At 71.3% G+C, this 19,790-nt stretch carries 17 protein-coding genes, 2 tRNA genes and 1 pseudogene; 11 read left to right on the forward strand and 9 right to left on the reverse strand.

What is annotated here, in order from left to right; all coding sequences use genetic code 11:
• The first annotated feature begins 171 nt into the window (after window positions 1-171).
• The 4 genes from ACWDGI_RS03895 to ACWDGI_RS03910 all read left to right on the forward strand — a co-directional run bounded on the left by ACWDGI_RS03895 (window position 172) and on the right by ACWDGI_RS03910 (window position 5,528).
• Window positions 172-3,132, forward strand: coding sequence for a UPF0182 family membrane protein (locus ACWDGI_RS03895; RefSeq protein ID WP_450755307.1), 2,961 nt, complete (start codon window positions 172-174; stop codon window positions 3,130-3,132).
• Between the two features lie 41 nt (window positions 3,133-3,173).
• A tRNA-Met gene (locus ACWDGI_RS03900) sits at window positions 3,174-3,247 on the forward strand.
• A gap of 281 nt (window positions 3,248-3,528) precedes the next feature.
• Window positions 3,529-5,370 (forward strand): tetratricopeptide repeat protein, encoded by a 1,842-nt coding sequence (locus ACWDGI_RS03905; protein WP_450755002.1) that lies wholly within the window; start codon window positions 3,529-3,531, stop codon window positions 5,368-5,370.
• 84 nt (window positions 5,371-5,454) lie between these two features.
• Window positions 5,455-5,528 (forward strand) — tRNA-Met (locus tag ACWDGI_RS03910).
• A 120-nt stretch (window positions 5,529-5,648) separates the two neighbouring features.
• Here the strand turns inward: ACWDGI_RS03910 and ACWDGI_RS03915 are convergent.
• From ACWDGI_RS03915 to hisN, 4 genes and pseudogenes are all read right to left on the reverse strand, one after another.
• Window positions 5,649-6,635: pseudogene (locus tag ACWDGI_RS03915) on the reverse strand (ABC transporter substrate-binding protein); the annotation flags it as partial.
• Between the two features lie 114 nt (window positions 6,636-6,749).
• Entirely contained in the window at window positions 6,750-7,169 is a 420-nt protein-coding gene (locus tag ACWDGI_RS03920) for a Fur family transcriptional regulator (protein ID WP_450755004.1), read from the reverse strand.
• A gap of 193 nt (window positions 7,170-7,362) precedes the next feature.
• A complete protein-coding gene (locus ACWDGI_RS03925; RefSeq protein ID WP_351745420.1) occupies window positions 7,363-7,755 on the reverse strand; it encodes a CBS domain-containing protein in 393 nt (130 codons plus the stop codon).
• Between the two features lie 183 nt (window positions 7,756-7,938).
• Window positions 7,939-8,739, reverse strand: a complete 801-nt coding sequence (gene hisN / locus ACWDGI_RS03930; protein WP_450755007.1) for a histidinol-phosphatase — start codon at window positions 8,737-8,739, stop codon at window positions 7,939-7,941.
• 240 nt (window positions 8,740-8,979) lie between these two features.
• Here hisN and ACWDGI_RS03935 point away from each other — a divergent pair, with 240 nt between their 5' ends.
• A complete protein-coding gene (locus ACWDGI_RS03935; protein ID WP_450755309.1) occupies window positions 8,980-9,582 on the forward strand; it encodes a TetR/AcrR family transcriptional regulator in 603 nt (200 codons plus the stop codon).
• 86 nt (window positions 9,583-9,668) lie between these two features.
• Here ACWDGI_RS03935 and ACWDGI_RS03940 read toward each other — a convergent pair whose 3' ends face one another.
• The 5 genes from ACWDGI_RS03940 to ACWDGI_RS03960 all read right to left on the reverse strand — a co-directional run bounded on the left by ACWDGI_RS03940 (window position 9,669) and on the right by ACWDGI_RS03960 (window position 13,881).
• A complete protein-coding gene (locus ACWDGI_RS03940; protein ID WP_351321695.1) occupies window positions 9,669-9,992 on the reverse strand; it encodes a DMT family transporter in 324 nt (107 codons plus the stop codon).
• Window positions 9,993-10,068: 76 nt separating this feature from the next.
• Window positions 10,069-11,079 carry a ribosome small subunit-dependent GTPase A gene (gene rsgA, locus ACWDGI_RS03945; protein WP_450755009.1) on the reverse strand — a complete coding sequence of 337 codons (1,011 nt, stop codon included), beginning with the start codon at window positions 11,077-11,079 and terminating at the stop codon, window positions 10,069-10,071.
• A gap of 12 nt (window positions 11,080-11,091) precedes the next feature.
• Window positions 11,092-12,444, reverse strand: coding sequence for a 3-phosphoshikimate 1-carboxyvinyltransferase (aroA, locus tag ACWDGI_RS03950; RefSeq protein WP_450755011.1), 1,353 nt, complete (start codon window positions 12,442-12,444; stop codon window positions 11,092-11,094).
• 318 nt (window positions 12,445-12,762) lie between these two features.
• Window positions 12,763-13,476, reverse strand: a complete 714-nt coding sequence (locus tag ACWDGI_RS03955; protein ID WP_450755013.1) for a M50 family metallopeptidase — start codon at window positions 13,474-13,476, stop codon at window positions 12,763-12,765.
• Window positions 13,477-13,650: 174 nt separating this feature from the next.
• Window positions 13,651-13,881, reverse strand: a complete 231-nt coding sequence (locus ACWDGI_RS03960; protein ID WP_450755015.1) for a hypothetical protein — start codon at window positions 13,879-13,881, stop codon at window positions 13,651-13,653.
• Window positions 13,882-14,078: 197 nt separating this feature from the next.
• On the opposite strand from ACWDGI_RS03960, the gene ACWDGI_RS03965 reads away from it, so the two are divergent.
• The 6 genes from ACWDGI_RS03965 to ACWDGI_RS03990 all read left to right on the forward strand — a co-directional run bounded on the left by ACWDGI_RS03965 (window position 14,079) and on the right by ACWDGI_RS03990 (window position 19,712).
• Window positions 14,079-14,894, forward strand: coding sequence for an SOS response-associated peptidase (locus ACWDGI_RS03965; protein WP_450755017.1), 816 nt, complete (start codon window positions 14,079-14,081; stop codon window positions 14,892-14,894).
• A 34-nt stretch (window positions 14,895-14,928) separates the two neighbouring features.
• Entirely contained in the window at window positions 14,929-15,561 is a 633-nt protein-coding gene (locus tag ACWDGI_RS03970) for an alpha/beta hydrolase family protein (RefSeq protein ID WP_450755019.1), read from the forward strand.
• 256 nt (window positions 15,562-15,817) lie between these two features.
• Window positions 15,818-16,501: an RNA polymerase sigma factor SigR gene (sigR, locus tag ACWDGI_RS03975; protein ID WP_362569623.1), complete on the forward strand. Its 684-nt coding sequence runs from the start codon at window positions 15,818-15,820 to the stop codon at window positions 16,499-16,501.
• The gene (gene rsrA / locus ACWDGI_RS03980; protein ID WP_450755021.1) at window positions 16,498-16,836 is read left to right on the forward strand and encodes a mycothiol system anti-sigma-R factor; all 339 of its coding nucleotides are present in this window, start codon (window positions 16,498-16,500) and stop codon (window positions 16,834-16,836) included. The genes sigR and rsrA overlap by 4 nt, the downstream gene beginning before the upstream one ends.
• A gap of 135 nt (window positions 16,837-16,971) precedes the next feature.
• Entirely contained in the window at window positions 16,972-18,291 is a 1,320-nt protein-coding gene (locus ACWDGI_RS03985; protein ID WP_450755023.1) for an HD-GYP domain-containing protein, read from the forward strand.
• Window positions 18,288-19,712, forward strand: a complete 1,425-nt coding sequence (locus ACWDGI_RS03990) for an HD-GYP domain-containing protein (protein ID WP_450755025.1) — start codon at window positions 18,288-18,290, stop codon at window positions 19,710-19,712. Before ACWDGI_RS03985 ends, ACWDGI_RS03990 begins: the two co-directional genes overlap by 4 nt.
• Window positions 19,713-19,790 lie beyond the last annotated feature (78 nt).

Here is a 19,790-nt window from a genome sequence, read left to right on the forward strand (position 1 = left end):
CGTTCATGGCCGGAATCGGGAACCGAGTAAGCCGTGAGTAAGTTGCATAGGTGTGGCCCCACGATCACGGGGGGCCACGTCCGGCTCGCGAACAACCGGGCCTGACGCGACAAAAGCGGATCAACAGCGAATCAAACAGCGAACTTCGAGGTGCGCACCTTGGCTTTCCAGATGCCGGACCGCGGCGGAGGCCCGACGGGGCCGCGGATCAGAGCGGGCCGCCCGTCCCGGCGCGTCCGGACCCTGCTCATGACACTGGGCGTCCTTGCCGTACTCGGCATGGCGTTCACCATGTTCGCGGGCTTCTGGACGGACTGGCTCTGGTACCGGTCGGTGCACTACTCCTCGGTGTTCACCACCACCCTGTGGACGAAGATCGGGTTGTTCTTCGTCTTCGGGCTGCTGATGGCGGCCGCGGTGGGCTTCAACGTCTGGCTGGCGCACCGGCTGCGGCCGCCGCTGAGCGCCATGTCCATGGAGCAGCAGAGCCTGGACCGCTACCGGATGGGCATCGCGCCGTACAAGAAGTGGCTGCTGTTCGCGGTCACCGCGCTGGTCGGGCTGATCGCCGGCGCCTCCGCGGCCGGCCAGTGGCGCACCTGGCTGATGTGGGTGAACGGCGTGCCCTTCCACCAGAAGGACCCGCAGTTCCACCTCGACGTCTCCTTCTACGCCTTCGACCTGCCCTGGTTCCGGTTCCTGCTGGGCTTCGGCTTCGCCACCGCGATCCTCTCCCTGATCGCCGCCGCGCTCACCCACTACCTGTACGGCGGACTGCGCGTCACCAGCCCCGGCGCGCGCGCCACCGGTGCCGCGACCGGCCACCTCTCGGTGCTGCTCGGCCTCTTCGTCGCCCTCAAGGCGGTCGCCTACTGGCTCGACCGCTACGGACTGGCCGTCAAGTCCAGCGACTTCAAGGCCACCGGCAACTGGACGGGCCTCAGGTACGTCGACGCGAACGCGTACCTGCCGGCCAAGACGATCCTGTTCTGCATCGCCGTCATCTGCGCGCTGCTCTTCTTCGCCACCCTGTGGCGGCGCACCTGGCAGCTGCCCGTCATCGGCTTCGGCCTGATGGTCCTGTCGGCGATCCTCATCGGCGGCCTCTACCCGGCGATCGTCCAGAAGTTCCAGGTCCAGCCCAACGAGCAGGCCAAGGAAGCCCCGTACGTCCAGAAGAACCTCAAGGCGACCCGCGAGGCGTACGGCATCGACGACACCCAGGTCACCGAGTACACGGGCAAGAGCACGACCACGGACAAGACCAAGCTCCGGGACGACGTCGACGCCACGGCGAGCATCCGGATCATGGACCCGAACATCGTCTCGCCGACGTTCCAGCAGCTCCAGCAGATGCGGAACTACTACGCGTTCCCGACCAATCTGGACGTGGACCGCTACACCAAGGACGGCAAGGTCCAGGACACCGTCATCGGCCTGCGCGAGCTGAACCTCGCCGGAATCCCGAAGAACAACTGGATCAACGACCACTTCCGCTACACCCACGGCTACGGAGTGGTCGCCGCCAAGGGCACCGAGGCCGACGACCAGGGCCAGCCGGTCTTCACCGAGTCGGACCTGCCGTCCAAGGGTGACCTGGGCACCTACCAGCAGCGCGTCTACTACGGCGAGAAGACGAACACGTACTCGATCGTCGGCGGTCCCCAGAAGGAGATCGACTACTCCGACGACAACGGTGAGAAGCTCACCAGCTACGAGGGAAAGAGCGGAGTCAGTCTCTCCAGCCCGATCAACCGCGCCGCGTACGCGGTGGCGTTCAACGAGCCGCAGATCCTGTACTCGGGCGCGATCGGCAAGGGGTCGCGGATCCTTTACAACCGCACGCCCAAGGAGCGGGTGGAGGCGGTCGCCCCCTGGCTGACCATCGACGGCGACGCGTACCCGGCGGTCGTGGACGGTCGTATCCAGTGGATCGTCGACGCCTACACGACGTCGAACGGCTATCCCTACGCCTCCCGTACGACCCTCGGTGACACCACCGCCGACTCGCTGACCGCGACCAACAACTCGCGCGCGGTGGTGGCCCAGCAGAACCAGGTCAACTACATCCGCAACTCGGTGAAGGCGACCGTCGACGCGTACACCGGCGACGTCAAGCTCTACCAGTGGGACACCGAGGACCCGGTGCTGAAGACCTGGATGAAGGCCTTCCCGGGCACGGTGCAGCCCAAGAGCGCCGTCTCGCAGGACCTGATGAACCATCTCCGGTACCCGCAGGACCTGTTCAAGGTGCAGCGCGAACTGCTCACCCGCTACCACGTGACGGACGCCCAGACGTTCCTGACCGGCAGCGAGGTGTGGCAGGTGCCCGACGACCCGAGCAACAAGTCGGGAGACGCGGTACCGCCGTACTACCTGAGCATGAAGATGCCGGACCAGAGCGCGCAGACGTTCTCGCTGTCGACGACGTTCACGCCCAACGGCCGGGACAACCTCAGCGCGTTCATGTCGGTCGACTCCGAGGCCGGTTCCAAGGACTACGGCAAGATCAGAATCCTGAAACTGCCGACCAGTACGACCGTCGACGGACCCAAACAGGTCCAGAGCAAGTTCAACTCCGAACAGGAGATCGCCGCCGCCATCAAACTCCTCAAGGGCGGCGACTCCGAGGTCGAGTACGGCAATCTGCTGACCGTGCCGCTGGACGGGGGCCTGCTGTACGCGGAGCCCGTCTACGTACGCGGCGCCGGGGTCAAGTACCCACTGCTGCGCAAGGTGTTGGTCACCTACCAGGGCAGGACCGAGTTCGAGAACACCCTCGACGAGGCGCTCAACAAGGTGTTCGGCTCGAACGGCTCGGACACCGGGTCCTCGGACACGGGATCCTCCGACAACGGGACGACCACGCCGCCGGCCTCCGGCAACCCGACGGTCCAACAGGCGCTGAACGACGCCCAGAAGGCCTTCACGGCGGGACAGGAGGCCCTCAAGAAGGGCGACTGGACGGCGTACGGCAAGGCCCAGGACGAGCTGCGGGACGCGCTCAGCCGGGCCGAGGCGGCGCAGTCCAAGGCCGGCGGGACGGGGGGTGGCGCGTCGCCGAGCAGCAGTCCGAGCCCTGCCACCAGCGCGAGTCCCACCGCGAGCAGCAGTCCCAGTCCGGGCGGATGATCGGGATCGCCCCGCGCCGTGGTACGGTTTGAACACAACGGCGCGGGGTGGAGCAGCTCGGTAGCTCGCTGGGCTCATAACCCAGAGGTCGCAGGTTCAAATCCTGTCCCCGCTACTGGAATCGAAGGCCCGGATCCTTTTGGATCCGGGCCTTCGTGGTGTGCGGACGGGCAGCCAACGGCGCCCGGAGCGGCGGCTCGTGGGGTCCGGACGGTCGGCTCGTGGTGTCCGGACGGGCGGCGAACGCATGTACCGGTGCGCGAGGCCGCCGAGCCGCTGTGGGGAGTTGCGTGAGATGTGTTTGACTTGTCGTTCTGTGGGCATGTCGACAAAACGCTGAAGTGACCTCACGGGTTGCGGTATACCGGATGTACCCAGGTTGCAGGTGGTGCGACGATGGACGTTATGGGGGACAAGGCAACTCTGTTCGAGACAGGGCGATTTGTGCAGCCTTCGGGCGAGGAGCCGACCCGCGACGAGGCCGCCGAGGCCGCTGAAGAGGCACGACACCGGCTCCATGCCGAGGCCGGTGACGTCGAGTCGATGAGTGTGCTCGGCGCCATGCTGCTGCGCCGTGGCGACCTCGACGGCGCCGAGTCCCTGTTGCGTGCCGCCACCGCCGCCGGTGACCGTGCCGCCGCCAACAACCTGGGCGTTCTGCTGCACCAGCGCGGTTACCCCGACGAGGCCGCGGGATGGTGGCGGATCGCAGCCGTGGCCGGTTCCGCGGCCGCCGCCCACGCGCTCGGCCGGCATCACCGGGAGCGCGGCGACGAGCCCGCCGCCGAGTACTGGCTGCGCCAGTCCGCCGAGCAGGGCCATGCGCTCGGCGCCTACGCGCTGGCCGACCTCCTGGAGCACCGGGGCGACGCGGCCGCCGGCCAGTGGATGCGGGCCGCCGCCGAGCGCGGGCACCGGGAGGCGGCGTACCGGCTGGCGCGCGCGCTCGACCGCAGGGCGGGCGGCGGTGAGGGCGAGGCCGGAGCCGACGACGGTGTCGGCACCGAGGCCATCGCCGGGACTCCGGAGGCCGAAGAGGCCGAGCAGTGGTACCGGCAGGCCGCCGCCCGGGGCCACCGGCGGGCCGCGCTGCACCTCGGGGCGATCCTGGAGCGGCGCGGCCGGCTCAAGGAGGCCGGGCGCTGGTACCTGACCTCCGCCAAGGACGGCGAGGCGCGGGCCGCCTGCGCGCTCGGCTTCCTGCTGCGCGACGCCGGGGACACCGAGAGCGCCGCCGTGTGGTGGCTGCGGGCCGCGCAGGACGGTGACGGCAACGCGGCCAACGCGCTCGGCGCGCTGCACGCCGAGCGCGGCGAGACGCAGACCGCCGAGCGCTGGTACCGCGCGGCGATGGACGCCGGCGACGACAACGGGGCGTACAACCTCGGGCTGCTCTGCGCCGAGCAGGGGCGGACCGCGCAGGCCGAGCAGTGGTACCGGCGGGCGGCCTACGCGGGGCACCGGGAGGCGGCGAACGCGCTCGCCATCCTGCTGCTCCAGGGCGGCGACACGGCCGGCGCGGAACCGTGGTTCTCCAAGGCCGCCGAGGCCGGCAGCGTGGACGCCGCGTTCAACCTCGGGATCCTCTACGCCGGGCGTGGCGAGGACGGCGTCGCGCTGCACTGTTACGAGCGGGCTGCCGCCGCCGGGCACACGGAGGCGGCGCTCCAGGTCGGTATCGCCCGGCTGCGGGAGGGCGACGAGGCCGCCGCCGAGCGGCATCTGCGGTGCGCCGCGGGCGGCGGGAGCGCCGAGGCCGCGTACCGGCTCGCCGCCGTGCTCGACGCGCGCCGGCCGAAGGTCTCCGAGCACGAGCTCGGGGAGTCCTCGCTGCACACCAAGACCGAGTGCGAGGAGTGGTACGAGCGGGCCGCGACGCAGGGGCACCGGCGCGCCCAGGTGCGGGTCGGGATGCTCGCCGCCGCGCGCGGGGACGTGGTGGAGGCGGCGCGGTGGTACCGGATCGCTGCCGAGGCCGGTTCGCGGAACGGCGCGTTCAACCTGGGGCTGCTGCTGGCCCGGGAGGGGAGCGAGCCCGAGGCCGCCGTGTGGTGGCAGCGGGCCGCCGACGCGGGGCACGGGCGGGCGGCGTTGCGGCTGGCCCTGGTCTACGCGCGTCGTGGCGAGCTCGCGGAGGGACAGCGGTGGGCGGACCGGGCGGTGGCGCTGGGACCGGCCGAGGTGACCGAGCGGGCGGGGCGGCTACGAGACGCGCTGCGCGAGGAGCTGTCGGCCTGAGCTGCGCGTTTTCGCAGGTCAGGTGGGCTGACAGTAATGGATTTGCATCTGCGCGCGTCCCTCACGTAATGTTCTGTTCATCGACGCGGGGTGGAGCAGCTCGGTAGCTCGCTGGGCTCATAACCCAGAGGTCGCAGGTTCAAATCCTGTCCCCGCTACTGAAGGCCGAGGGCCGGAATCCGGAAACGGATTCCGGCCCTCGGTTTTTGTCCCGAGATTTTTGTCCCGAGGTTTCTGTTGGTTTCTGTTCAGAGGTTTCTTTTCAGGCACGGATGCGGCTAGGGAGCGTGGCCCACCGCCTCCTCGTAGAGCGCCCGGTCCACCGTCCGGGACTCGGGGAGCGGGTCGCCCGGCTCGACGCCCTGGGCCCGGTACGCCGACTGCAGACGCGTCGTCGTGCCCGCGCGGATCTCCCAGTCCATGCGCAGCGGCGGGGTCGAGCGCAGGATCGCGGGGTCGGTCTTCAGCAGCTTCGCGAGGTACGTGACGAAGTCCGCGTCCGCCTTGTAGTCGCCGGCGAAGTACGTGTCGACCGTGCGGATGTAGGCCCGGAGCAGCGCCACCCCCGCGTCCACGTCGTCGGCCAGGAGCGTACGGCCGTACAGCATGCCGCCGAGTGGTTCGCCCTGCGGCTGGCCGCCCAGGAACGCGTAGCCGGCCCTGCCGGTGACCTGGCGCCACACCGGGTCCAGGAGCCAGGCCGAGTCGACGCCGCCGTTCCGCAGCGCCGTGAGGACGTCGGCCGAGCCCAGTTGCTGGTAGCGGATCCGGTCCAGGCCTCCGCCGTGGCTCGCCAGCGCCTTCTGCATGGGGTAGGCGATCACCGAACCCTTGCCGATCATCGTGCCCAGGGTGCGCCCCGCCATCTGCACGCCGGACGCGGTCTCGCCGTTCTTCAGCCGCACCCACAGGCCGCTCCTCGACTCCGGGTCGGGCGAGAAGTTGCCCGCGACCCACTTGATGTCGAAGCCGCCGCGGACGCCGTTCATCACGGCGGCCTCGGGCGCCGCCCACAGCGCGTCGATGTCCCCCTTGGCCAGCAGCGGCAGCGCGTCCGGCGTGGGCAGCACCTTCAGCGTGACGTCCAGCCCCTCCGCCTTGAACTCGCCCTTGTCCAGGGCGACTTCGAGCGGGGCCACGTACTCCGCGCTCAGGGTGCCGGTCGCGATGGTGATCTTGCGGCGTTTCGTCAGAGGGCGGGCCGCGGGCCTGCCGGGGGAGCAGCGGGCCGGGGTTCTCGCCGGCGAGAGGTCGGCCGGGTGCGGACCCCAAGACCATATGACGGCCCGTCAGATTCGGGAACCCCGTGTACGGCGCAGAGCTACGACACGAAGGCCCCGGCACTCATCGTGAGTACCGGGGCCTTTCGGGAACGTTCGTCAGGCGGCCGCCGCGCAGTCCGGGCACAGGCCGCGGTACGTCACCTCGACGTCGGAGACCGTGAAGCCGAACCGCTCCGAGGCGGGGAGGTCGGCCAACGGGTTGCCGGTCGGGTGGACGTCGCGGATCGAGCCGCAGCCGGCGCAGACCAGGTGGTGGTGCGGCTGGTGTGCGTTCGGGTCGTACCGCTTGGCGCGCTTGTCCGTCGAGACCTCGAGGACCTCGCCGAGGGTGACCAGCTCGCCCAGGGTGTTGTAGACGGTCGCCCGGGAGATCTCCGGCAGCTTGATGACGGCTCTGGCATGGACCTCGTCGGCCGTCAGATGGACGTGTTCGCCGTCGAGCACCTCGGCCACGACGCGTCGCTGCGCGGTCATCCGCCATCCGCGTCCACGCAGCCGTTCCAGAAGGTCACTCATGGCATCCAGCCTAACAGCAGGCCGACCATTTTCCGAACAGGTGTGACTTTGGAGTCGAACTCAACTTGGACCAAGTCCAATACGGGATGGAGTCGGATGGAGTGGGCGGCAGGCGGCCCGCTTGTCCTGGGCGGGCGGCCCGGGCTGCCGGAGGGTCGGGGTCCGGCCCGTTCCGCGCGCCGGACCCCGGGTGTCAGACCGGTTGCGGTGTGCGGGCTCCGACCCAGCAGCGGATGATGTCGCGGACCGAGACGATTCCGGCCGGTTCGCCGCCGTCGAGGACGATCAGATGACGGAAGCCGCCGTGGGCCATCGCCCGGGCCGCCTCCTCCAGGGTCCAGGTCGGGGTGGCGAACACGACGTCGTTGGTGGTGTGGGCGTGGATGGGCTCCGTGTCCGGGTTCTGGCCCAGGCCGACGGAGTTCAGGATGTCGCGTTCGGTGAGGATGCCGATGCCGCCGGCGTCCGGGTCGTGGACGATCGCCGCGCCCACGCGGCGCGCGGACATCAGGGCGGCTGCCTGGCGGAGTGTGTGGGCTGGGCCGACGGTGAGGACCACCGTGCTCATGGCGTCACGGACGAGCATGAAAGGTGCCACCTCCTAGGGAATCGCGGAGATTGTTCAGCGATTCACAAGTTCACAAAGTGGGGGTTCTCACAGGGTGGCAGGTAAAGCGCGGGTCAACAAGGGGGTGTGGGTAGCCAACCGAGGGCGCACGCGCTCATATGTGCTGGAGAAGAGTGCCCTGTTCTGCCTCAGAAGGCTGTTTCAGTAACGCTGGGTGAGGTATGACAGCAGCTCGTCGTGGAGCAGACCGTTGGACGCGGCCGCGTTGCCACTGTGCGGCCCGGGGCGGCCGTCGAGGCCGGTGAAGGTGCCGCCGGCCTCCGTCACCACGATCGCGGGGGCCGCCATGTCCCACAGGGACAGCTCCGGCTCGGCACAGATGTCCACCGACCCCTCGGCGACCATCATGTAGGGCCAGAAGTCGCCGTACGCGCGCGTGCGCCACACCTCCCGGGTCAGGTCCAGGAAGCCGTTCAGCTGCCCCCGCTCCTCCCAGCCGCTCAGCGAGGAGTACGCGAACGAGGCGTCGGACAGCGTCGAGACCTTGGAGACCTGCAGGCGGGAGGCGGAGGAGAGGCTGCGGCCGGTGTAGGCGCCGTGCCCCTGCGCCGCCCACCAGCGGCGGCCCAGCGCGGGTGCCGAGACCACGCCGACGACCGGCCGGTAGCCGCCCTCGGCCGCCTCCATCAGGGAGATCAGGGTCGCCCAGACGGGGACACCGCGTACGTAGTTCTTGGTGCCGTCGATCGGGTCGATCACCCAGCGGCGCGGGCCGGTGCCCTCGATGCCGTACTCCTCGCCGAGGACCGCGTCCCGTGGGCGGGCGCGCTGCAACTGACCGCGGATCAGCTCCTCGGCCGCCTTGTCCGCCTCGCTCACCGGGGTCATGTCCGGCTTGGTCTCGACCTTGAGGTCGAGGGCCTTGAAGCGGTCCATGGTGGCGGCGTCGGCCGCGTCCGCGAGCACGTGGGCGAGCCGCAGGTCATCGTGGTAGTCCGGCATGTGACGAACGCTATCTGCCGGGGTGGGGGCGGGGCTACACGGGGAGGGGGCGGATACGGGGGATGTCGCGGGGAGGCCGGGGACTCGGTGGGTGACCGTCCGGCGATCGGGCGGTGAGCGCGGCCTCGGTGCGCCCGCGCGGGTTGGCCGAAGGGCGCCCCCTGGTGCCTTCGCGAACCCTTGACAGTGGGATCGTGCGCGTCAAATCTGGGCGCAGAGTCGCTCGCCCAGGAGGCGATGATGCCTGCAGCCCGGGATTCCCTGCTCGACGCCGCGTACACGGCGCTCGCCCGCCGCCCGTGGGCCGCCGTGCGGATGGTCGACGTGGCCGTGACGGCCGGGGTGTCCCGCCAGACGCTGTACAACGAGTTCGGCAGCAAGGAAGGCCTGGCGAGGGCGCTGGTGCGCCGGGAGGCCGACGGGTATCTCGCGGGGGTGGAGCGGGCGCTGGGCAGCCATACCGAGATGCGGGAACGCCTGACGGCGACGGCCGAGTGGATGGCCGCGGCGGCGCGTGAGAACGCGCTGGTACGGGCGATGCTCACGGGGTGCTGGAGCGAGCGGTTGCCGTCGCCGACGTTGGCCGCGGTGCCGTCTTCCTCGGCGGTGCCGGCGCAGCGGAGGGCGGACGGCCCGCTGCCCACGCCCGGGGACTTCGTGCAGATCGTGCGGGACCGGGCGGTGGCGGTGCTGTCGGGACCGGGAGCCGTGCGGGGGAACGGCGAGCTGGCCCGGTCGTGCGAGCTCGTGGTGCGGCTCGCGCTGTCGTGTGTGGCCGCTCCGCCGGGGGAGGGCGGGGTGGCGGAGCTGGTGCGGGGGGCGCTTTCGCGGCAGCCGGTGTGAGGGGGAGAGGTGGTGCGGGTTGTGGGTAGCCGCGGGTGCGTGGGGGCTTGTCGCGCAGTTCCCCGCGCCCCTTCGGGGGGCGTGTTTCAGTGGGCCGAGCCCGAGAGCTGGAGGCCGATCACGCCCGCGATCACCAGGCTGATGGAGATGATCTTCAAGGTGGAGACCAGGTCGCCCAGGAAGATCATGCCGTAGATCGCCGTGCCCGCCGCTCCGATGCCTGTCCACACCGCGTACGCCGGGCCCACGTCCAGCTTCTTGAGGGACAGGGTCAGCAGCCCGAAGCTGCCCAGGGCGAAGGACGCGAACGCGATCGTCGGCCAGAGTCGGGTGAAGCCGTGGGAGAGCTTGAGGCACACGGCGAAGCCGGTCTCCAGAATTCCGGCCACGATCACCAGCAGCCACGCCATGTGCCGTCCTCCCGTAAGTCCAGCTCGGTGCGATTATGCACTTACCGAACTCGGGTCAGGACAAACAACGCGGTGGTCAGTCGCCTTCCTTGCGCTCGCGTGTCGCGAGGAGCCGGCGCAGCGAGTAGAGGCGGGCCGGGTCCGCGTGGCCCTCGGCGACCCACGCGTCCAGCGCGCAGTCCGGCTCGTCGTGGCTGCACGCGCGCGGACAGTTCACGGTGCCGGGCTCCAGGTCGGGGAAGGCGAGGATCACCCGGGACGGATCGATGTGCGCCAGCCCGAAGGAGCGGACGCCCGGGGTGTCGACGACCCAGCCGTCGTCCCCCGTGAGGGGAAGGGCCAGGGCCGAGGTCGTGGTGTGGCGGCCGCGGCCGGTCACCGCGTTCACATGGCCCGTGATACGCCGGAGGTCCTCCGGGACCAGGGCGTTCACCAGCGTCGTCTTGCCGACGCCCGAGTGGCCGACGAACGCCGTGATCTTGCCGTCCAGATGATCCTGGACGACGCGGGCCGCGTCCCCCGTCTCCAGTTCCTCACGGCTCGTGACCACGTAGGGGATGTCCAGGTCGCCGTACAGCTCCAGGAGCTTGTCCGGCGGGGCCAGGTCCGACTTGGTCATGACCAGGAGCGGGGTGAGACCGGCGTCGAAGGCCGCGACCAGACAGCGGTCGATGAGACGCGGGCGGGGCTCCGGGTCGGCCAGGGCCGTGACGATCGCCAGCTGGTCGGCGTTGGCGACGACCACCCGCTCGAACGGATCGTCGTCGTCGGCGGTGCGGCGGAGCACGGACGTCCGGTCCTCGATGCGCACGATCCGGGCCAGGGAGTCCTTCTTGCCGGACAGGTCGCCCACCAGGGCCACCCGGTCACCTACCACCGCCGCCTTGCGGCCCAGCTCGCGCGCCTTCATCGCCAGGACCGTACGGTCCTCGACCAGGCAGGTCAGCCGGCCCCGGTCGACGGTGAGGACCATGCCCTCGGCCGCGTCCTCGTGCGCGGGGCGGATGTGGGTACGGGGCCGGGTGCCCTTGCGGTTGGGACGCTGGCGGATGTCGTCCTCGTCGGTGTGCTTGCCGTAGCGGCGCATGGTCGTACGCCCCTAGGCCCCGTCGTTCCCGAGCATCCCGGTCCACAGGTCGGGGAAGTCCGGCAGGGTCTTCGCCGTGGTCGCCACGTTCTCGATCTGAACGCCCTCCACGGCCAGGCCGATGATCGCACCGGCGGTGGCCATGCGGTGGTCCTCGTAGGTGTGGAAGACCCCGCCGTGCAGCCTGCGCGGGCGGATGTGCAGGCCGTCCGCGGTCTCGGTGACGTCACCGCCCAGCTCGTTGATCTCCTTGGTGAGCGCGGCCAGCCGGTCCGTCTCGTGGAGACGGAGATGGGACACGCCCCGGAGGGTGGAGGGGGAGTCGGCGAGCGCCGCGACCGCCGCGACACCGGGGGTCAGCTCGCCCACGTCACCCAGGTCGACATCGATGCCGTGGATCCGGCCGGAGCCGGTGAACTCCAGGCCGTACTCGGTCAGTTCGCAGGAACCGCCCATCTCGGTGAAGATCTCGCGCAGCCGGTCACCCGGCTGGGTGGTCCGCGACGGCCAGTCAGGGATCAGCACCTTGCCACCCGTCACCAGGGCGGCGGCGAGGAACGGCTGGGCGTTGGAGAGGTCCGGCTCGACGGTCAGGTCCCGGCCGAGCAGGGCACCCGGGGTGACCCGCCAGACGTTCGGCTCACCGCCCGACTCCGGGGTGTCCACCTGGGCGCCCACCGCGCGCAGCATGTCGACGGTCATCCGGATGTGCGGAAGGGAGGGGAGGCTCGCGCCGGTGTGGCGGACCTCCACGCCCTGGTTGAACCGTGGGCCGGAGAGCAGCAGGGCCGACACGAACTGGGACGAGGACGAGGCGTCGATCGACACCGGGCCGCCCTCCAGGGCGCCGCTGCCGTGCACGGTCAGCGGGAGCGCGCCCCGGCCGTCGTCGTCGATACGGGCGCCGAGGGCGCGCAGGGCGTCGATCACGCCGTGCAGGGGGCGCTCGTAGGAGCGGGGGTCGCCGTCGAAGCGGATGTCGCCGGCGGCGAGGGTGGCGACGGGCGGGAGGAAGCGCATCACCGTGCCGGCGTTGCCGACGTCGACGGTGGCCGGGCCGCGCAGGCCGGCGGGGAGCACGCGCCATGCCTCGCCGGCGCCGTCGGGGCCGCCCGCGACGGAGGAGCTGGACGACACCGTCTCGTCGATGCCGACGCCCATCGCCCGCAGGGCGCCGGCCATCAGCAGGGTGTCCCGGGACCGGAGGGGGCGGCGCAGCCAGCCGGGTTCGGAGGCGAGGGCGGCGAGGACGAGGGCGCGGTTGGTGACCGACTTGGACCCCGGCACGTGGACCGTCGCGTCGACGGCCCCGCTTGCGTGGGGGGCGGGCCAGAGGGCGGTTGGTGCGGTGGGGTTTGCGGCCATGGGGTCACTTTAGTGCGCGGCGGGGGTGGGAGTGCGGGGCGCTTCGCGGGGGAGGCCGTTGTTGGGGTGCGGGTCGCTTCGCGGGGGAGGCCGTCTTTCCGGCGCCGGTCGCTTCGCGTGGAGGCCGTGGTTCGGGTGCGGCGGGGTGCGCTCAGGTCGGCTGGTTCACAGGGCCCCTTGGGTGGGTGCGCTCAGGTCGGCTGGTTCACAGGGCCCCTTGGGTGGGTGCGCTCAGGTCGGCTGGTTCACAGGGCCCCTTGGGTGGGTGCGCTCAGGGCGGCTGTGTTCCGAGGTCGGCCGGCGCCTGTGTCGGCCGGTTCACGTTCCGAGGAGCCAGCGGCCTCCGCCGATCAGGGAACACAGGGACACCGCGTGGAACAGGAACAGCCACATGCCCGCCGGTACATGGGTCAGCCGGGACAGCTGGTCCGCGTCCGAGTCGCCGGCGCCGCCCCGTGACCGCTTCGCCTGGAGTTCGAAGGCCGGGCGTACCCCGCCCAGCAGCAGGAACCAGACCACCGCGTACGCGAACGCCGCCTGCACCTGGGGCCCCGCCAGCCAGGACACCAGCAGGAAGGCGCCGCCCGTCAGGAACACCGTCAGGACGCCGTACGCGTTGCGGATCATCACCAGCATGGCGATGAGCAGGGCCGTCGCGACCCACAGCAGAAGAGTGGTGCGGCCGGCGCCGAGCAGGGCCGCACCGCCCAGGCCCAGGAGCGGGGGCGCCGTGTAGCCGGCCGCCGCCGTGAGGATCATGCCCAGGCCGTGCGGCTTGCCCCGGCTGAGCGTGAGGCCGCTGGTGTCGGAATGCAGCCGGATGCCGGTGAGCTGGCGGCCGGTGAGCAGGGCGACCAGGCCGTGGCCGCCCTCGTGGGCGATCGTGATGGCGTTGCGGGATATCCGCCACACGGTGTGCGGGACGACCACGGCGGCCGCGGCGGCGAGTGTCGCGATCACCACCCACAGGTCCGGGTCGGGCTGGGTGCCGGTCAGCTCGTCCCAGAGAGAGGTCGCTGTGCTGGTGTCCATGGTCTGCGGTCGTTCCCTCTCGTCGTACGGAGTCGGCAGTCTGACACGTATGCATGTGTGGTCGGCATGTCAACGGCCAGGAGAGAGGGAACGTCCCCGATCACCGGCCACGGGCCGGGATCACCGCGCTCGGTCGCGGATCACTGTCCGCGGCCCCGGATCAGACCGCGCCGCTCACCTCCCCGCGGCGCCGGTCCACCGCCGTCGCCAGGTCGGCGACCGGTCCTCGCCGAGCAGCACCACGGTGTTCCGCCGCGGGTCGGCGTAGTGCGCCCCGGGCGCCAGGTCCGTCACCGCACCCGGCTTCACGTGCAGATAAGTCTGGACGGGATACAGGCCGCCGGCCGACGGGCGGCACTTGGCCGGCCCGTCCACCTCGTCCTGCCCCAACAGGCGCAGGCCCACGGCCAGTTCGACGAGGTCGACCCGCGCGGTCCGTGCCGGGCCGGCTTGAACTCCGCCAGGGCTGGAGGGAGGGAGGGGGCAGGGTTTTGCCCTGCTTTCGACTGTTTGCCTGATCTGCATATCGGCTTGAGCCGTTGACCGGCGCCGATTCGGTCGTCCCGGCTTCAGCCCTGGGAGTGAAATGTAGGGTTGTGAAGATGTGCGGACGGTACGCGTCGAGTCGTAGGCCCGAGGACCTGGCCGGAATCTTCGAGGTCGAGAAGTGGGAGCCCGAGGAGACTCTGGCGCCCGACTACAACGTGGCCCCCACCAAGGAGGTCTACGCGGTCCTGGACCGGCCCCTCAAGGACGCGGACGACCAGCGGCCGGTCCGTCAGCTGCGCAGGCTCAAGTGGGGGTTGGTGCCGTCCTGGGCCAAGTCGCCCGAGGGCGGCGCCCGGATGATCAACGCGCGCGCCGAGACCGTGCACGAGAAGCCGTCGTACCGCCGCGCCTTCGCCGCCCGCCGCTGCATCCTGCCCGCCGACGGCTACTACGAGTGGGTCACCGCCAAGGAGGAGCGGGAGCTGGAGGTCGAGGGCCGGAGGAAACGGCCGCGCAAGCAGCCGTACTTCGTGCTCCCCGCCGACGGCTCGGTGTTCGCCATGGCCGGGCTGTACGAGTTCTGGCGGGACCGGACGCTGCCCGACGAGCACCCGCTGGCCTGGTGGGTGACCTGCTCGGTGATCACCACGGAGGCGGAGACCTCGCCGCTGGCGGTGGCGCCCGCCGAGGGCCCGCGGTCGCTGTCCGACATCCACCCCCGGATGCCGCTGATGCTCACCCCGGACCGCTGGGACGCCTGGCTCGACCCGGCCCGCACGGACGTCGAGGAACTGCGCTCGCTGCTCGCCCCGCCGCCGGAGGGCCTGATGCGGGCCTACCCGGTCGCCACGGCCGTCAGCAACGTCCGCAACAACGGCCCGGAACTGCTGACCGAGCTGGAGGCACCGGAAGAGACCACACTCTTCTAGCCTCTCCGGCCTCCCGCTCTTCTAGCCTTCTGGCGTGACCACTTCGAAGATCGTCGGTACGGAGGCGGGGGACGCCCGCATCACCTGGCACGAGGCGGAGAAGGCGCGGCTGGTGCTCGCCGTGAGCCATGGGGCGGGCGGTGGCATCGAGGCCCGCGACCTCCGTGCGATCGCCGCGGTGCTGCCGGAGCACGGGGTGACCGTCGCGCTCGTCGAACAGCCCTGGCGGGTCGCCGGCAAGAAGGTCGCCCCGGCGCCGAAGACGCTCGACGTGGGCTGGTGGGGCGTGTGGCCGGCGCTCGCCGCGCCGGGGCTGCCGGTGGTGTCCGGCGGGCGCAGCGCCGGAGCCCGGGTCGCCTGCCGTACCGCCACGGAGCTGGGCGCGGCCGCCGTCCTCGCGCTCAGCTTCCCGCTGCACCCGCCGGGCCGCCCGGAGAAGTCGCGGGCCGGGGAGTTGCTGGGGGCCGGGGTGCCCACGCTCGTCGTCCAGGGCGGCAACGACCCGTTCGGGAAGCCGGCCGAGTTCCCGGACGGCGACTACCGACTGGTCGAGGTGCCGGGCGCCGACCACGGTTTCGCGGTGCCCAAAAGGGCAGACATCGAGCCGGAACGGGCAGTGACCATCATCACGGACGCCGTCGTCGAGTGGATGGCGATCCTCGGGTGACGCCCGGGAATGTTGCGCGGCGGGCCCATGTTTAAGCGGACAGAAGTGCTGGGGCACCAGCGCCGACGCCGAAGGAGAGGAAGTCCGCCGCATGGGTTCGACCATCTGCCCGAGCCGCAACAGCAGCGCTGACCTGGACTGGACAGTGCTGCACGCGGCCAAGACCGCTCCTATTCGAGCGGCGGCAGGCACGGGTCGTGTTCTATCCTCCGAGTCGAGTGGGATCGGTTTCGGTCCTGCCCTGGATCTTGAGGAGGTGGGTCCGGTCACTGGGACCGACGCAGGGACCGACAACGGCCAGGCGGAGCTGCCCGAGGGCCAGGGCACGAGCGCGGAGTCGACCTCGGAGCGCACCGCGCGCTTCGAGCGGGACGCGCTGGAATTCCTCGACCAGATGTACTCGGCCGCGCTGCGCATGACGCGCAACCCGGCCGACGCCGAGGACCTGGTGCAGGAGACCTACGCCAAGGCGTACGCGTCGTTCCACCAGTTCCGTGAGGGCACCAACCTCAAGGCCTGGCTGTACCGCATTCTCACCAACACCTTCATCAACTCGTACCGCAAGAAGCAGCGCGAACCCCAGCGCTCCGCGGCCGAGGAGATCGAGGACTGGCAGCTCGCCCGCGCCGAGTCGCACATGTCGACCGGTCTGCGCTCCGCGGAGTCGCAGGCGCTCGACCATCTGCCCGACTCGGATGTGAAGTCGGCGCTGCAGGCGATCCCCGAGGAATTCCGCATCGCCGTCTACCTTGCCGATGTAGAGGGCTTTGCGTACAAGGAGATCGCGGACATCATGGGGACACCCATCGGTACGGTGATGTCCCGGCTGCACCGGGGCCGCCGTCAACTGCGCGGCATGCTGGAGGACTACGCGCGTGAGCGCGGGCTCGTCCCGGCCGGCGCCGGAGAGTCGAACGAAGCGAAAGGCTCGGGCTCATGAGCTGCGGAGAGCCGCACGAGACGGACTGCGGCGAGGTACTCGATCATCTGTACGAGTTCCTCGACAGTGAGATGCCGGACGTCGATCGCGTCAAGTTCAAGCAGCACTTCGACGAGTGCTCGCCCTGCCTGGAGAAGTACGGGCTGGAGCAGGCCGTGAAGAAGCTGGTCAAGCGGTGCTGCGGCCATGACGACGTGCCCAGTGACCTGCGGGCCAAGGTGCTGGGGCGGCTGGACCTGATCCGCTCCGGCCAGGCCGTCCCGGAGCACGACGTCACGGCCACCCCGACCACACCGGTCACACAGACCTCTCCCGTCGCCCCGCAGGAGAGCTGAGCGCTCCCCGCCGGACGGTGCCGCCCCCGGTGGTCCGTCACCCGAACGTGCTAATCCTCCGGTCATAACCCCCGGCCCCTCCAGCTCCCGCCTAGGCTCCGGAGCCTGGACAGGCATGGTCGGGGGAGGGGCGAGATGGAGGCGGTTCCGGCACGGGTGCGCGCCTACGTGGCCTGTGCCGCCCTCTGCGCCCTGTGCTGTCTGCTGCCCCTGCCCGCCCTGCGTACACCCTGGTGGGCGGTGGCACTGCTGGCCGCGCTGTACGCGGTCTGCGAGCACGTCGTACGACGGCGGCTCGGCGGCACCTTCTACCCGGTGCTGCTCGCCGGCGCCTTCCTGCTGCCACCGCCGGCCGCCGCGCTGGTACCGCTGCCGGGTGCGTTGCTCTCGTACGTCGAGCAGCGGCCACGGGCGCTGCGGCGGATCTGGCGGGCCGCCGAACTGGCGCTCGCCGTGTGGGGCGCGGGGCGGGTCCACTGGGCCCTGGGCGGCCGGGACTCCGTCGTGGGCTGCGACTTCCCGTACGCGCTGCTGCCGTGCGCGGCGGCGGTACTCGCCTTCTGCGGGGTGCTCGCGCTGCTGGACGGCGGGATCCTCGCCCTGGCCGAGCGCGTCCCGGTACGCCGGGCCTGGCGCGGGCTGCTCTCCCGCTCCCTCGCGCCGATCGGGGCGCACGGGCTCGCCGGGCTGATGATGGCCGTGCTCTGGCGCAGCCCCTTCGGTCCCGTCGCCGCGCTGCTCGTCCTGCTGCCGATGTGCGTGTCCTGGTGGGCGTTCGCCCAGTACCACCGGGAACGGGCCGCCCACCAGGCCACCATCCGCGCGCTCGTACAGGCCGTCGACATCAAGGACGGCTACACCCGCGGGCACAGTGAGCGGGTCGGACAGGCCTCCGTGATGATCGCGCGCGAGCTGGGCATGGACGACGAGCGGGTGGAGGTGCTCCGCTTCGCCGGGATCCTGCACGACGTGGGGAAACTGGGCGTCCCGACCCGGCTGCTGCGCAAGGACGGGCCGCTCACCCCGGACGAACGGCGGATCATCGAGCTCCATCCCGAGTACGGCCACGAGATGGTGCGCGGGATCTCCTTCCTCGGCGAGGCCCGGGCGGCGATCCTCCACCACCACGAGCGCATCGACGGCAGCGGCTACCCCTACGGCCTGGCCGGCAGTCAGATCCCCGAGTCCGCGCGCGTGGTGGCCGTCGCCGACGCGTTCGACGCGATGACCTCGACGCGCTCCTACAGCCGGGCCCGGCCGGTGGCGGTGGCGGTGCAGGAGTTACGACGCTGCGCCGGGCGGCAGTTCGACGCGCGGGCCGTCGACGCCCTGGCCCGGGCGCTGGCCAGACAGGGCTGGCACCCCGCGGTGACCGCCGACGACGTCCCACCCGACCCACCGGTTCCCGGTCGTCCGATCAGCGAGGCCCAGAGCGTGGGCCGGGGGACCCCATGACGTCCGACGACCCCTCGCCCGCGCCGAACCGGACGGCCCCGGACGCCGCCGCGACTCCGAGGCCCACGAGAGAGGGGTCGTCCGGGGCCGCCGCCGCTGACGACGGGCGTGGGCTCGGTGGTGGTCCGGCCGGGTTCCCCGGCGGCGGAGCCGGGGCCGCCGGTGGGGCCCCCGGACCCGGGTTCCGTCCTCCCGGCGTCCTCCGGGGCATCCGGGGCGCCGCGCTGCTTCTCGTCCTCGGCTGTTTCGGGGGCACGCTCTGGGCAGGACTCGCCGACCGGGGGATCGCGCTCGCCTTCGGGGGGCTCGTCGCCGTCGGCGAGCTCAGCCGGCGGACCGGGACCGAGACCCGGGAGGCCGCTCCGCTCGCCGCCGCCGGAGGGCTCGCCTACGCCCTGCTCGGTGCCGATGGCGGGGCCACCACGCACGACGGGGCGTTTCAGATCGTCACCGTCGTCTGCGCGGCCTCGCTGCTCGGCAGCGTGCCCCACATAGCCGACGGCCGCCGGCCCACCCTCGACCGGCTCGCCCGCCGGGTGCTCACCGTCGGCTTCGCCGCCGTCTGTTTCCAACCTCTCTACAGCAGGGGCGTGTTGGAGCAGTGGGGTGGACCGGCGTACGCGCTGCTGCTGATCGCGCTGCTGGTGCTCACCGCGCTGTGCGACGCCGTGCTCGCCGCCGCGCAGGCACACTCCCGCACCGGATGGCCGTTCGGCCCGCTGCTGCGGGACGAGCTGCGCGGACTGCTCGGCATCGGGTCCGCCGTCTGCGCCACCGGCGCGGTGATGGCGCTGGCCGTCGCCGTCGTCGGCCTCTGGGCGCTGCCCGTCTTCTGCCTGCCCCTGCTGGTGACCCAGCTGTCCCTGCGCCGGTACGCGGCCGTCCGGGCCACCTACCGGCAGACCATCGCCTCCCTGGCCCGCGCCACCGAGATAGCGGGGTACACCCCGGCCGGACACGCCCGCCGGGTGGCCACGCTGAGCCAGGCCGTCGGACGGGACCTCGGGCTGTCCGGAGCTGAGCTGACCGTGCTGGAGTACGCGGCGCTGATGCACGACATCGGCCAGCTGAGCCTGGTCGACCCGGTGCCGGCCGGGGCCACGGCCGCCCTGGCGCCCGCGGAACAGCGCCGGATAGCCCTGCTCGGCGGAGCCGTCGTACGGCAGACCGGGGTGGACGCGGCGGTCGCCGTGGTCGTGGAGCGGCAGGCCGACCCCTACCGGGAGCAGCCGCTCGCCGCGCGGATCGTGCGGGTCGTCAACGCGTACGAGGAGAAGACCCGGGACTCCGGGCCCGGCGGGCCGCTGACCGCGCTGGAGGAGTTACGGCTGGCCACCGCGGGGGACTACGCTCCCGAGGTCGTGGAGTCCCTGGCCCGCGTGCTCTCCAGAGACTGTCTGACCTTGCGCGCGGCTGGGTAACCCATGGGTAATGAGCGGCCCTCCCGTCGTACGTGGTTGGATGCGAGGGAGAGGGTGATGTCCGGGGGCACAAGCCAG

The sequence above is a fragment of the Streptomyces sp. NPDC001220 genome, from assembly GCF_053597895.1.

Coding starts and splice junctions, on each gene's coding strand:
- aroA (WP_450755011.1), bottom strand. CDS start 12,444: ATGGCCGCAAACCCCACCGCACCAACCGCCCTCTGGCCCGCCCCCCAC.
- ACWDGI_RS03985 (WP_450755023.1), top strand. CDS start 16,972: ATGGAGGCGGTTCCGGCACGGGTGCGCGCCTACGTGGCCTGTGCCGCC.
- ACWDGI_RS03905 (WP_450755002.1), top strand. CDS start 3,529: ATGGACGTTATGGGGGACAAGGCAACTCTGTTCGAGACAGGGCGATTT.
- ACWDGI_RS03965 (WP_450755017.1), top strand. CDS start 14,079: ATGTGCGGACGGTACGCGTCGAGTCGTAGGCCCGAGGACCTGGCCGGA.
- ACWDGI_RS03920 (WP_450755004.1), bottom strand. CDS start 7,169: ATGAGTGACCTTCTGGAACGGCTGCGTGGACGCGGATGGCGGATGACC.
- ACWDGI_RS03940 (WP_351321695.1), bottom strand. CDS start 9,992: ATGGCGTGGCTGCTGGTGATCGTGGCCGGAATTCTGGAGACCGGCTTC.
- ACWDGI_RS03935 (WP_450755309.1), top strand. CDS start 8,980: ATGCCTGCAGCCCGGGATTCCCTGCTCGACGCCGCGTACACGGCGCTC.
- ACWDGI_RS03925 (WP_351745420.1), bottom strand. CDS start 7,755: ATGCTCGTCCGTGACGCCATGAGCACGGTGGTCCTCACCGTCGGCCCA.
- ACWDGI_RS03895 (WP_450755307.1), top strand. CDS start 172: ATGCCGGACCGCGGCGGAGGCCCGACGGGGCCGCGGATCAGAGCGGGC.
- hisN (WP_450755007.1), bottom strand. CDS start 8,739: ATGCCGGACTACCACGATGACCTGCGGCTCGCCCACGTGCTCGCGGAC.
- ACWDGI_RS03990 (WP_450755025.1), top strand. CDS start 18,288: ATGACGTCCGACGACCCCTCGCCCGCGCCGAACCGGACGGCCCCGGAC.
- ACWDGI_RS03955 (WP_450755013.1), bottom strand. CDS start 13,476: ATGGACACCAGCACAGCGACCTCTCTCTGGGACGAGCTGACCGGCACC.
- rsgA (WP_450755009.1), bottom strand. CDS start 11,079: ATGCGCCGCTACGGCAAGCACACCGACGAGGACGACATCCGCCAGCGT.
- rsrA (WP_450755021.1), top strand. CDS start 16,498: ATGAGCTGCGGAGAGCCGCACGAGACGGACTGCGGCGAGGTACTCGAT.